The sequence below is a fragment of the Duganella phyllosphaerae genome (assembly GCF_001758785.1).
GTDB lineage: Bacteria > Pseudomonadota > Gammaproteobacteria > Burkholderiales > Burkholderiaceae_D > Rugamonas > Rugamonas phyllosphaerae.
Window position 1 is genome coordinate 16,294 of the sequence record NZ_LROM01000066.1, and the last position, 12,290, is coordinate 28,583.

10 protein-coding genes are annotated in these 12,290 nt (G+C 62.2%); 7 read left to right on the forward strand and 3 right to left on the reverse strand.

Translation table 11 applies throughout. The features are described from left to right. Nucleotides 1–51: 51 nt before the first annotated feature. On the reverse strand, nucleotides 52–747 hold the full coding sequence (locus tag DUPY_RS27820) for a hypothetical protein (protein ID WP_141749457.1): 696 nt from the start codon (nucleotides 745–747) through the stop codon (nucleotides 52–54). Nucleotides 748–1,013: 266 nt separating this feature from the next. Between DUPY_RS27820 and DUPY_RS07510 the strand changes: the two genes are divergently transcribed. The 4 genes from DUPY_RS07510 to DUPY_RS07520 all read left to right on the forward strand — a co-directional run bounded on the left by DUPY_RS07510 (nucleotide 1,014) and on the right by DUPY_RS07520 (nucleotide 3,661). Continuing rightward, nucleotides 1,014–1,931, forward strand: coding sequence for a glutaminase (locus DUPY_RS07510; RefSeq protein WP_070247207.1), 918 nt, complete (start codon nucleotides 1,014–1,016; stop codon nucleotides 1,929–1,931). 221 nt (nucleotides 1,932–2,152) lie between these two features. Beyond that, complete coding sequence (locus DUPY_RS27825; RefSeq protein WP_141749458.1) at nucleotides 2,153–2,842, forward strand: hypothetical protein; 690 nt, start codon at nucleotides 2,153–2,155, stop codon at nucleotides 2,840–2,842. 182 nt (nucleotides 2,843–3,024) lie between these two features. Next, nucleotides 3,025–3,267: a hypothetical protein gene (locus DUPY_RS07515; RefSeq protein ID WP_070247208.1), complete on the forward strand. Its 243-nt coding sequence runs from the start codon at nucleotides 3,025–3,027 to the stop codon at nucleotides 3,265–3,267. Nucleotides 3,268–3,403: 136 nt separating this feature from the next. Next, nucleotides 3,404–3,661: a hypothetical protein gene (locus DUPY_RS07520; RefSeq protein WP_070247209.1), complete on the forward strand. Its 258-nt coding sequence runs from the start codon at nucleotides 3,404–3,406 to the stop codon at nucleotides 3,659–3,661. Here the strand turns inward: DUPY_RS07520 and DUPY_RS07525 are convergent. Together DUPY_RS07525 and glf are read right to left on the reverse strand one after the other, a co-directional pair. Beyond that, complete coding sequence (locus tag DUPY_RS07525; protein WP_070247210.1) at nucleotides 3,648–5,888, reverse strand: sugar nucleotide-binding protein; 2,241 nt, start codon at nucleotides 5,886–5,888, stop codon at nucleotides 3,648–3,650. The genes DUPY_RS07520 and DUPY_RS07525 overlap by 14 nt on opposite strands. Before the next feature lie 14 nt (nucleotides 5,889–5,902). Continuing rightward, nucleotides 5,903–7,057 carry a UDP-galactopyranose mutase gene (gene glf / locus DUPY_RS07530; protein WP_070247211.1) on the reverse strand — a complete coding sequence of 385 codons (1,155 nt, stop codon included), beginning with the start codon at nucleotides 7,055–7,057 and terminating at the stop codon, nucleotides 5,903–5,905. A 252-nt stretch (nucleotides 7,058–7,309) separates the two neighbouring features. Here glf and DUPY_RS07535 point away from each other — a divergent pair, with 252 nt between their 5' ends. The 3 genes from DUPY_RS07535 (at nucleotide 7,310) to DUPY_RS07545 (ending at nucleotide 12,212) form a co-directional block, all read left to right on the forward strand. Next, nucleotides 7,310–9,070 carry a glycoside hydrolase family 2 protein gene (locus tag DUPY_RS07535; protein ID WP_070247212.1) on the forward strand — a complete coding sequence of 587 codons (1,761 nt, stop codon included), beginning with the start codon at nucleotides 7,310–7,312 and terminating at the stop codon, nucleotides 9,068–9,070. A gap of 9 nt (nucleotides 9,071–9,079) precedes the next feature. Next, nucleotides 9,080–11,560 (forward strand): glycosyltransferase, encoded by a 2,481-nt coding sequence (locus tag DUPY_RS28830; protein WP_070247213.1) that lies wholly within the window; start codon nucleotides 9,080–9,082, stop codon nucleotides 11,558–11,560. A 121-nt stretch (nucleotides 11,561–11,681) separates the two neighbouring features. Next, a complete protein-coding gene (locus DUPY_RS07545; protein ID WP_070247214.1) occupies nucleotides 11,682–12,212 on the forward strand; it encodes a DUF4142 domain-containing protein in 531 nt (176 codons plus the stop codon). Nucleotides 12,213–12,290: the final 78 nt, after the last annotated feature.

The following is a 12,290-nucleotide window of genomic DNA, read 5'->3' on the forward strand; positions in this document are numbered from 1 at the left end:
ACTGACCGGCAAGCTGAACCAACCAAGCCCCTGATTTCAGGGGCTTTTTTCTTATTTTGACACAGCACTATCTGGCAGACGCTTGCGGGATTTTGCGCGAGCGGCTATACCGAGCGCGAAAAGGCCGAGGCCGAACAAGGCTGCAGGTGGAAGTTCGGGAACAGGGCTCGCGGCGAGTGGGAGCGCAACCGTCTCGGCGGTGAACGTCATTGACTGGAATTGAATATACCCGGACCAGGCCGGCAGACTCGCTACCACGATGTTATAAACGAGAACACGGCTGTACATACCCGACGCTGCCGACTCGTTCGCTACGAATTGCATGCCGCCGTCCGTTCGGGTGAGCAAGCCATCGCGGCCAGTGCTCACCAGGTCGGAAGCGAACGGTCCGCAGAAATCGCAATGTGGCAGGAGAACATCGAAGGTGATGTCCATGTAGGCATCACCTTCTGTCGCATCGCCCAAGCTGTACAAAGCGTTAATCGTCGCGCCCATCTTGCCCGTTAGGGCATAGTTTGGTGGCGCCTGGACTTCGAACAGATTTTTGCTGATAAACAGTCCAATTCCTCCCGCAGTCGGGTCGTAGGTTGGCTCGTAAGGAATGTCCAGTGTAACGAAGCTCGATCGGACTGCGGCTGGCTTTGACGACTCGGCCGCTGGTGTGGGCGTTCCGACGCTCGCGCTGGACAGTCCGGTGTGCGCAACGAGTAGTGCGGAAAGAAATAATTTTTGAAGCGAGCTGCCCATGGTGTCCCCGTAACGTTGATTATGTAACCATCTTAAGTATACATATGAATATGGAAATATAAAATTGATATTTTATTTTTTGATATTTGTGTGCCATTCCTTGTTGCAGTTTGGTCCTGAGGTTATGCAAGTCTCGCTCGCCTGCGCGCGCCTGCGTTGCGTGAACGTCGCGACGACATCATGCGGCTTCGGCTGGCCCGGAAATATTCGGGAACGCGAATATCTTGCGTGCGAGGCCCCCCGCCGACGCTGGTTTAGAATGCCGCATGACCGATTATGCCGCCATTCTTGAAACCATTTATGCCGATGTCCAGCCGCTGCTGGTCCAGGGCAAGGTAGCGTCTTACATTCCGCAATTGTCCGAGGTCGATGCTGCACAATTCGGCATGGCTGTCTATTGCCTGGATGGACGCACGTATTCCGTCGGCGCGGCGGGGCAAAAGTTTTCGCTGCAAAGCGTCACCAAGCTGTTCTCGCTGGCGCTGGCTTTTTCGCTCGAGGGTGACGCGATCTGGTCGCGCGTCGGACGCGAACCGTCCGGTAGTGCCTTCAATTCGCTGGTGCAGCTCGAGTACGAGCAGGGCAAGCCCCGCAACCCGTTCATCAACGCCGGCGCGCTGGTGATGACCGACATCCTGTCGTCGCGCTCTACCGCTTCCGATACCGCCATCCTGCAGTTTGCTCGGGAGATTTGTGATCGCCAGGACATCGAGTTCGATCTGGCGGTAGCGCAGTCCGAGCATGGCACCGCGCACCGCAACTACGCCATCGCGCACCTGATGAAAGACTTCGGCAACCTGCACAATTCGGTCGAGACCGTGATCGACAGCTACTGCCGCCAGTGCTCGATCACCATGACTTGTACCGAGCTGGCCAAGGCAGGCAGTTTCCTGGCCAACCATGGCACCATCCCGTGGAGCGAACGGCAGGTACTCGACGCCAGTTCGTCCAAGCGCCTGAACGCGCTGATGCTCACCTGCGGCACTTATGACGCCGCCGGCGAGTTCGCCTACCGGGTGGGCCTGCCGGCCAAGAGCGGCGTGGGTGGCGGTATCCTGGCATTGGTGCCAGGAGAGATGGCCATCGCGGTCTGGTCGCCGGGGCTTGACGAAACCGGCAACTCGCTGGCCGGTACCTACGCGCTGGAGCGCTTCACCAGCCTCACTGTGCGGTCGATTTTTTAGGCGGTAGGGGCGCGTCGAGCAACGACAGTCGCTGGAGTGAAGCGCATGTGGTCTGGCCGACAGATGCTCGCGCAGGAAGGCGCGCCTGGCCGGCTCTCAACGCGCAAACTATTTCCTTTTCCGACGGCGTTGTAAATGTGTCTCACAATGAGATGAACTTTACATAGTTATTTATTGAGCACGGTCATAAAAGTTGGTACGATTTCTGCATCGACTATTGATTGTTCATCGTGATCATTTCTTCTTTATTTTCCCCGGAAGATAGCCCGTCAGGCGATGTTCCACCTTCTCTCGACGCGCTTGAAGAGTCCGTGCTGGCCTGGATGAAAACGTCCGCCGCATGGGACCAGCGCAAGCACCCGACAATTTTTCAGTTCCTTCGCGATATCCGACTGCACACAACTGCGATCTGCGGCCCGGGCAACGTCTCTACGACGATACTCAACTTGGAGCTTGACCGTCTCGGTAACAAAGTCTGCTGCAGTGATGTCGACGCGAGGATTGGTGACTTGCGGCGGGATCTATCGAACAGGCATATTGTTGCTGAGTTCAAAGGAGCGAACGCGGACGATGGTTCCGGCAGCGAAAAATTAGCTGCTCCAGTTGATAGCACGACAACAATCGTGGGTCCCGTTGTAACGAGGCAAGTCATGTCGCAGCTGTCCGCAGGAGACTTGGTCAAACTCGAGGATGATCATTGCGAAATGCTGGTGGTTGGATGTGCAGATGAACCAGCACAGGCGCCCTGCGGTCCGCCGACCTGGTTCTGCGTTTGGGAATGCGACCACCGCATGTTTGAGGAAGTGTTTGCAGAGGATATGTTGCGTCTACTGCGCAAGGAGCGTCGACGCATTCCGCGAGCTTCGGGTTTCGTCTTTCCCAGCCGCTGCGCAGGTGGGGGCAGCCGATGAGGGGCCGGGACGCCGGCAGCACGGGCCGCGCGATGGACTGCGAGTAAAAGCACGGCGAATTCAAATAGATTATAATGCATAAAAATTACAAACGTATCTACAGGGAAACATTATGATCTTCCTCAAGCCGGCTTGAAGTTTCCACATATTTAAAGAATTCGATGCGAAGAATTAATCACCTGATGGCGCAGCGCGTCGATGTTGCCATTGTTTTCCGGGACATGCTCGGTACGCACGACGCGCTGCTGTACATGGAGGAGTGCAACATTCCCGAGGCTGTCGCAACCCGGGTATTGGCAGGGATGGCGGTGACCAGAATAGTCCGCCGGACTGGCACGCAGGCTGCAGCCAACGACGAGCAACATCAGCGCGAGGATCACTGGTCCACGATGAGTCACGCGGTCGCGCATCACCGCATTCCATGAGCTGACAGGTCGGCGGAACTCGATGTAATCTCCTTCTTACACAACCTCAAGCAATTGCGCCACAGCCAGATTCAGGCAGATTGGTAGCATCGTCGTCAGCGATTCCGTGCGGTGCGGTGCGGTGAGGGGAGTGACGATGCTCGATTATCTGGTCCAAATTTCGGTGGAAGAAACCGGCAAGCAGTTCGTTGGCACGTTCTCCGATGCCGACCTGGTTCACCTGCTGTCGCCCCGCACCGGACGGGCCTTCGACCTGGAAAACTACAAGGCCTATCTGACGCCGGACGGGAAAATCTCGCTGGCCCGAAAACCCTCGTATGAAGAATACACCACGCTCACACTTGCCGAGCTGGTGCGCGCATTGCGCTCGGCCGTGAGCATCAAGATGTGGTGAGGTCGGCGCATGCTGCCCTCTGGCGTGCGCGTTCCGCCAGGAAGCGGGACAGCGCATCGTCCAGCGTGGGCAGCAGACGGGCGCGGCTGCTGTCCAGTGTACTGTTGACCGGCCGCGCAGCGAGGTACTGGCAATCGGACGCCCGCACTTCGTGCAGCCGCGACGGGTCCAGCCCGGCCCCCACGGCGGCCCGGCGCGCCAGCTCGAACCAGGATAATGCGCCGGTGTTGGCCAGGTGCCAGATCCCGCGTTCGCCATCGATGACCAGGTCGAGACAGTTCTCCACCAGGTCCGGCACATGGGTCGGCGTGATGAGGAGGTCGCCGGGGGCGGCAAACGTGCCGCCTGCCTCCAGCGCGGCCAGCGCGTGATGAACGAAATTGTGTTGATCCCATGGCCCGAAAAAACTGCTGGTGCGTATCACCAGCGTTGCCGCGTTGTGCGTGAACACGGCGCGCTCGCCTTCGGCCTTGCTGCGACCATACACATTGAGCGGCGCTACCTCGTCGGTTTCCACGTAGGCTCTACCGGCGCGGCCGTCGAAGACCATGTCGCTCGAGAACGTGGTGAAGTGGACGCCATGCCGGGCGCACGCCGCCGCCAGCACGCCGGGGCCAAGCGCGTTTTCACGGAAGCAGCGCGCTGCATCGTGCTCGGCCTGGTCCACGCGCACGTAACCGCTGGCGTTGATCAGCGCCCACGGCCGGTACTTGTCCAGTGCGCGTTCGACCGAACCGGGTTCGGCGATATCCATCTCGGCGCGGCCCACCAGCCGACAAGCCAGGTTGCGTTGCGCGCACACGCGGGCCAAGGCGCGGCCGAGCGTGCCGCTGGCGCCGGAGATCAATATCGGCGCACGATCGGACGTGTCGGGCAACCGTGCCAGTTTTTCCGGGTCCGGCGGTGGACGGGTGGTCGTGGCGTGATAGCGTGTATCGCGGCGCCACCAGCCGTGCCCCGGCGCGGCCGGATGGGCCGGTTGCTGCCCGGCGGCCAGCTGGCGCAGCAAGGTTGCCACGGCCGTGGCACGCGGCTGTCCGCCACGCAGGTCGAACGCCCCCGATTCGTAGTGACCTGCCTGGCGCGTGACGAGGCTGTTCCAGTCGAACGACCCCAACAACGCCCATGCGGTGACAGCGCGCACGTCGGCGCCTTGCGTGCGGGCGGCCTGGGCTGCCTGCCAGATTTCGATAAGCCAGCGCAACTGGTCTTCGCGGCCGGCGTGGAGGTGGGCTTCGGTGACGGCAATCGGCAGCCGGTAGCGTTGCCACGCCTCCAGCAGCAATGGCGTGAGACCGGTGTCGGGCGCTTCGGCAACGCGTGCAGACTCGGTGTCGATGCAGGCCTGGCCGTCGATCATGCCCGGCGTGATGAATGGATACCGTTCGACCCGGTCGTCAAGCCAGCGCTCGCTGGTGACGTAGTAGTTGACGCCTATGATGTCGGGCGGGCAGGGGTTGGCGCGGAACCACAGCACGTCGCCGGGCGCAGCGCCGTGCTTGAGCAGATAGGTCCAGAGAGGGTGGCGCCGATCGACCTTGCCGCATAACAGGTCCCACGCCAGCCAGCGGCGATGGTTGTAGAACGCGGTCACGGCAGCCATGGCGGGCGTACCCCAGCTCTTGCCCAGGTCGTCCGTCTGCACCAGCTTGGCTGCCGGGTTCACGGCGCGTATGGCCTGCATGGCCAGCACGGTGGCGCGGCACTGGTTGAGCACGGCGGTGACGAAATCGCGGTCGCTGCAGCTGTGCGGATACCACACGCCGTACAAGGTGGAAAAGCGCGCTGTGGTCAATGGTTCGTTGACCGGCGTGTAATACTCGATCCACGGATAACGGCTGGCCACCGCGCGCGCATAGTCGGCCAGCCCGGGTGCAAAACCGGCATCGATCAGGCTGGTGTGGCGCGGTCCGCTGCCGTGGTGCACGAGGCCGGCGATCACGGTGAGTTCGCGTGCCCGGCATGCCGCCAGCTGCGCATCGGAGACGCTCCAGTCCGCCTGATCGAGCCCGTCAGGGGCGACGCGCTCCCACAGTACCGGATAGCGCATGACCGATATCCCCAGCGACTGCACCAGGACGAGGTCATCGGGACGCGTGTCATGTCCGCTATGGACGGCCTGGTCGAAAAACTCGTCGCCCACGCGGTTCACCGTGCATTCGATGCCGCCCCATAACGCCAGCCGCTGTCCGCCCGCGTCTGAATGTGGATGTGGATGTGGATGCATGCGTGGTGCCCGCATCAGGCCAGGGGATCGATCACGAAGGCCGGCATGGCAGTGTTGTCGCGCGCACTGGCCAGGAACTTGTCGGCCGTGATCAGCGCCTCGTTGATGGTGACATCCATGTCGAGGTAGCGGTAGGTGCCGAGACGCCCCACGAAGGTCACGTTCGCTTCCTGGCGGGCGATGTTGACATAGCGTTCCAGTTGCTGCTTGTCCCGCGCCAGCCGGATCGGATAGTAGGGAATATCCTGGTCTTCGCACTGCCGGCTGTATTCCTTGTACAGGATGGTGTCTTCGTGCTGCTCCCATGGCGAAAAGTGCTTGTGCTCGGTGATGCGGGTGTACGGTTCGGCGTCGTCGCAGTAGTTGACCACGGCATTGCCCTGGTAGTCGCCGGTGTCGCGGAACACTTCGAAGTCGAGCGTGCGGTACGGCAGCCGGCCTTCTTCATGGCCAAACCACGCGTCGATGGGGCCGGCATAGAAAACATGCTGGTAGTCGGTTTTCGACGCCGGATCGAACGGTGTGCTCAGGTGCACCGCGATGCCGGGCACGTCGAACATCCTCTCGACCAGGGCGGTATAGCCGTCGGCCGGCATGCCCTGGTACTTGTGGCTGAAATAGTTGTCATCGTAGTTGAAGCGCACGGGCAGACGCTTGAGTATGCTCGCCGGCAGTTCGCTGGGCGACAGGCCCCATTGTTTGATGGTATAGGTCTTGAAAAACGCTTCATACAGGTCGCGGCCGACGAAGCGCAAGGCCTGGTCTTCGAACGTGGTGGGCGTGGTGATGGTCTTGTCGCCCAGCGAGGTCAAAAACTCCGCAGCCTGCGCCGGCCGCAAGGTCTTGCCGAAGAACTGGTTGATGGTCAACAGGTTGATGGGCAAGGTGTACACGCGGCCATTGGTGATGGCCTTGACGCGATTCACATACGGTTTGAACTCGCCGAAGCGGTTGACGAATTCCCAGGCCCGCTCATTGTCGGTATGAAAAATGTGCGGCCCGTACACGTGCAGCATGACGCCGGTCTCGTCGTCGCGCCGCGAGTGACAGTTGCCGCCCACGTGGGGCCGGGTTTCGAATACATCGACCGCGTAGCCGGCATGGGCGAGCTGATTGGCGATGACTGCACCGGAAAACCCGGCGCCCACGATGGCGATACTCTTCTTCATCTTGTCTCCCAAATATACAAGCGCTTTGATGTCGCTGATGCGAAAAGTTCAAGTGTCGTAGCGGGTACGCCGTGCGCTCTGTGCGCGTTTTAACCGTGGCGCGCTGTGCCGCCTCTACGTGGTTGAAATGGCACAGCGGCCACCGAATGTAGGCCATCTCTTACACAATCTCAGGTGACGCAAGAAGTGACAGGGCGGCGCCGATTGATACCATGTTTCTAATATTTCCCGCCATCTCAACTGGAGACCTGCGTGCCCCAATTCGACTATCCCCGACCGCAACTGGTCCGCTCCAGCTGGACCTCCCTCAACGGCGTATGGGATTTCGCCTTCGACGACACGCAGGCCCACTCCGCACCGCACGACCCCATCGACTGGCAGCACCGTATCACCGTTCCATTCGCGCCGGAAGCGGCTGCCAGCGGCATTGCCGACCAGCGCTTCCATCCGTGCGTGTGGTATCGCCGCACGCTGGATGACCTCGGCGCGGGCGGGCGTACCCTGCTGCACTTCGGCGCGGTCGACTATGCGGCCCGCGTATGGCTCAATGGCCATCTGGTGGCGCAGCACGAAGGCGGCCATACCCCATTTACTGCGGACATCACCGATGCCATCGTGGCCGACGGCCCGCAAGTGCTGGTGGTGCGGGTGGAAGACGATCCGGCCGACCTGGCCAAGCCGCGCGGCAAGCAGGACTGGCAACTGGACCCGCACTCGATCTGGTACCCGCGCACCACGGGCATCTGGCAAACCGTGTGGCTTGAAACCGTGGGCGATACCTATATCGAACGGCTGCGCTGGACGCCGATCTTCGACGGCTTCGAGATCGGCTGCGAAGTGGTCACCGCCGGGGCCCAGCGCACCGGCCTGTCGGTGGAAGTGCGGCTGTGGCACGGCGACAAACTGCTGGCCGACGACCGCTATTCGATGGTCGGGCAGGACACGATGCGCAAGATCGCGCTGCCCGATCCCGGCATCGACGATTCGCGCAACGAACTGCTGTGGAGTCCCGAACATCCCACGCTGTTCGATGCCGAAGTGGTGCTGCGCTGTGGCGACACCGTGCTCGATACCGTGCGCTCGTACACCGCGCTGCGCTCGGTCTCGATCACACGCGACCGGCTGATGCTCAACGGCCGGCCTTACCAGCTGCGCCTGGTGCTCGACCAGGGCTACTGGCCGGAGTCCTTGATGACGGCGCCGTCCGACGACGCGCTGCGCCGCGACGTCGAGCTGGCCAAGGCGATGGGTTTCAACGGCGTGCGCAAACACCAGAAAATCGAGGATCCGCGCTATTTGTACTGGGCCGACCGCCTGGGCTTGCTGGTGTGGGAAGAAATGCCATCGGCCTATGCCTTCAGCCCGCGCGCGATGTCGCGCCTGGTGCGCGAATGGACCGAGGCGATCGAACGCGACTACAGCCACCCGTGCGTGATCGTCTGGGTGCCGTTCAACGAATCGTGGGGCGTGCCCAACCTCACTGCCATGCAAGCCCACCGTAACGCGGTGGAAGCGCTGTACCACCTCACGCGCATGCTCGACGCCACCCGGCCCGTGATCGGCAACGACGGCTGGGAAGCGTCAGCCACGGACATCCTCGGCATCCACGACTACGATGGCGACCCGCACAAGCTGCGCGCCCGCTACGAGGCCGAGCACCAGTCCAACACCCTGTTCGACCGCCGCCGTCCCGGTGGCCGCATCCTCACGCTCGACGGCTTTCCCCATCGCGGCCAGCCGATCGTGCTCACCGAGTTTGGCGGCGTCGCCTACGATCCGCGCGCGTCCGAACATCATACGTGGGGCTACTCGCGCGCCAACACGGCCGAGGCATTCCACGCGCTGTATCGCGACCTGCTGCAGGTGGTGAACGAAACCGCGATGTTCAGCGGCTTTTGCTACACGCAGTTTGCAGACACCTTCCAGGAAACCAACGGACTGCTCAATGCCGACCGCAGTCCCAAGATTCCCCTTGAGCAGATCAGTGCCGCCACCCGCAACGTTCAATATTGAAAGCGCCCCATGTCGGCACCGCCAACCTCATCGCCAACTGCATCGCCAGCATCGCAGCCCACGCCGTTTGCCTCGTTCTGGCAGGGCGGCTATGAAGGCGCCGACCACGTCAACCACGGCGGCCGGGCGCTCGACATGAACGCCGCCAACGGCCACGTCGAGCGTGCGCGCGAAGACTACCTGCTGTTGCGGCAGTTCGGCATCGCCACCGTGCGCGAGTCGATTGGCTGGCGCCTGGTGGAGCGCGACGGCGTCTTCGACTTTTCCAGCCTCGATGCGCGCCTGCTGGCTGCGCACGAACTGGGCATCCAGATCTGCTGGACCTTTTGCCACTACGGCTGGCCCGACGAGATCGATGTCTATGCCCCCGACTTCGTCACCCGTTTCGCGCGCTTTTGCCGCGCCGCCGCCCAATACCTGGCGCCTTACGCCGGCCCGGCGCCCGTGTACTCGCCGATCAACGAGATCTCGTTTACCAGCTGGGGCCTGTCGGTCCACATGTTCAGGTGCACCAACATGTTCGATCCGCGCGCAGCGACCGAAGGCAAGCGCCAACTGGTGCGCGCCGCACTGGCCGGCTGCGATGCGATCTGGGACGTGACGCCGGGCGCCCGCATCCTCCACTGCGATCCGCTGATCCACGTGATCGCGCCCACCGGCCGTCCGGAGTGGCAGCAGGAAGCGGACGGCGCCAGCGCCGCCCAGTACGACGCCTGGGACATGTTGTGCGGCAAGCGTGAACCCGAGCTGGGCGGCGCACCGCGCTATCTCGACCTCATCGGCGCCAACTACTACGACACCAACCAGTGGGAAAGCGGCACCGGCGCGCGCCTGTGGTGGCACCTGGGCGACCCCCGCCGCAAGCCGCTTCATCTGAGCCTGCTGGAACTGCACCGCCGTTATCAGCGTCCGGTGCTGCTGGCCGAAACCAGCCACGTGGGCAGCGGCCGCGGCGCCTGGATTGCCGAGATGGCCAGTCAAACCGCGCTGGCCCTGCAACATGGCGTGGCCATGCAGGGCATCTGTCTTTATCCCATCGTCGACCGCAACGACTGGGAGCACGAACACCACTGGCACCGCAGCGGCCTGTGGGACCTGGACCGCGACGGTCCGGACCCGCTGGCGCGGCAGCTGGTGGCGCCATACGGCGTCGCCCTGCAACAGGGGCAGCGCCTGCTTACCCGTCTTACACGTCTGTTCCCGGGGCCGGGAACAGGTTTATACCCGCAAGGGCACATCAGGGAGAGAGTCATGAATACTGTTATCGTTTTTTGCCATCTGCGCTGGGACTTCGTTTATCAGCGCCCACAACATCTCCTGACCCGCCTGGCCCAGCATTACAAGGTGCTGTTCGTCGAAGAGCCGGTGTTCGACGAGGCCGAACCCCATCTGCGCACCTACCATCCGGCGCCCAACGTCACCGTGTGCCAGCCGCATACGCCGGTGCACGCAGCGGGCTTCCATGACGACCAGATCCCGGTGCTGCAGTCGCTGCTGAACAAGCTGGTGCCCCCCGGGGAAGATCCGGTCGTGTGGTTCTACACGCCGATGGCGCTGCCGCTGCTGGCCGACCTGCATCCGGCGCTGGTGGTGTACGACTGCATGGATGAACTGTCGGCCTTCAAGAATCCGCCGCGCCAGCTGTTGCAACGCGAGAGCGCCTTGCTTGGCGTTGCCGACCTGGTGTTTACCGGCGGCCCGAGCCTGTATCAAGCCAAGCGCCCGCGGCACGCCAACGTCCATTGCTTCGCCAGCAGCGTCGATACCGTGCACTTCGAGCAGGCGCTTGACCGCAGCAACGCCCATCCGCTGCACGCCGACATCCCGCATCCGCAGCTGGGCTTTTACGGCGTGATCGACGAACGGTTCGACACCGCACTGATCGCCGCCATGGCCGACGCCCATCCCGAGTGGCACATCGTGCTGGTGGGGCCGGTGGTCAAGATCGAACCGTCGGCGCTGCCGCAGCGGCCCAACATCCATTACCTGGGCCAGCAGGCCTACCAGGCGCTGCCGCAATTCCTGGCCGGCTGGGACGTGTGCCTGCTGCCGTTTGCGCTCAATGAATCGACCAAATTCATCAGCCCCACCAAGGTGCTCGAATACATGGCCGCCGAGCTGCCGATCGTCAGCACCGCGATCACCGATGTCGAAGTGCCATACGGCGATATCGTCGCCATCGGCCACGGTCACGCCGAATTCATCGCCCATTGCGAGGCGGCGCTGGCGCTGACCCCCACCGCGCGCGCTGCGATGGCGACGCAGATGCGGGCAGTCGTCGCCCGCACCTCGTGGGACGGCACTGCCGACCAGATGCACGCGCTGATCGAGGACATGCGCGCCGATACCCCGGCGCGGCTGCCCGGGCATGTGGCCGCGCTTGCAGTGGAGCAGAGCGCAGCGATTGTAGTTGGTGTGCCGAACTACGGCGAACCCGACAAGATCAACCCGCTGCGCCCGGCGACTTCGCCAATGAGACCGGCTGCCTGAGCTTTGGGCGCGATGCCGCTGTGCTGGTCTTGGTGGTCTGCCGTACAGAAACCTTTTCATTCATTCGTCAGACTCGGCTTTACGAGAAAAATCTCATTCATAACACTTTGAAAGCCCCACCATGAAACCAGCTAAACTGTTTATTGCGTTATCGATAGCAGCGTCGCTCGCCACCGGCGTGCATGCCCAGACCAGCACCAATGCAGCAGCTACCATCAGCAAGGACGACGCCGCGCGACTCGTCGGCATCGCGCAAGCCAATATCGCTGAAATCGAGGCGGGAAAGATGGCGTTGCAAAAGAGTAGCAATCCGGACGTGAAGGCCTTTGCCAAGATGATGATCGACGATCATACCAAGGGTCTGGAGGAGACGAAGAAAGTTGCCGCAGCGAAGAACGTGACGCTGCCGTCCGAGCCCGATATGGCGCATCAAAAGCTTGCGGCCGAACTCAAAGCCGTGCCCGCAGACAAATTTGATCTGGCTTATGCCAAGCGGGCCGGCGTGGCCGATCACCTTAACGTTCACGCATCGCTGAAAAAAGATATCTCGATGTTGAAAGATGCGGATGTCAAGGCCTTGGCCACCAAGCTCGAACCGACCGTCGCCCATCACGTGGAAATGGCGAAGAAGCTCGCCACTGCCGTCAAGTGATGCTGCTGAGCACTGCGGTGTAGGGAGTGACCTGTTCCTTGCGCGGCGAAGGGGCGGCAACCATAGCCTGGCTGCCGC

Excerpts from the sequence above, each read along its gene's own strand:
- DUPY_RS27820 (WP_141749457.1), bottom strand. The coding sequence starts at position 747 with ATGGGCAGCTCGCTTCAAAAATTATTTCTTTCCGCACTACTCGTTGCG.
- DUPY_RS07510 (WP_070247207.1), top strand. The coding sequence starts at position 1,014 with ATGACCGATTATGCCGCCATTCTTGAAACCATTTATGCCGATGTCCAG.
- DUPY_RS07515 (WP_070247208.1), top strand. The coding sequence starts at position 3,025 with ATGGCGCAGCGCGTCGATGTTGCCATTGTTTTCCGGGACATGCTCGGT.
- DUPY_RS07520 (WP_070247209.1), top strand. The coding sequence starts at position 3,404 with ATGCTCGATTATCTGGTCCAAATTTCGGTGGAAGAAACCGGCAAGCAG.
- DUPY_RS07525 (WP_070247210.1), bottom strand. The coding sequence starts at position 5,888 with ATGCATCCACATCCACATCCACATTCAGACGCGGGCGGACAGCGGCTG.
- glf (WP_070247211.1), bottom strand. The coding sequence starts at position 7,057 with ATGAAGAAGAGTATCGCCATCGTGGGCGCCGGGTTTTCCGGTGCAGTC.
- DUPY_RS28830 (WP_070247213.1), top strand. The coding sequence starts at position 9,080 with ATGTCGGCACCGCCAACCTCATCGCCAACTGCATCGCCAGCATCGCAG.
- DUPY_RS07545 (WP_070247214.1), top strand. The coding sequence starts at position 11,682 with ATGAAACCAGCTAAACTGTTTATTGCGTTATCGATAGCAGCGTCGCTC.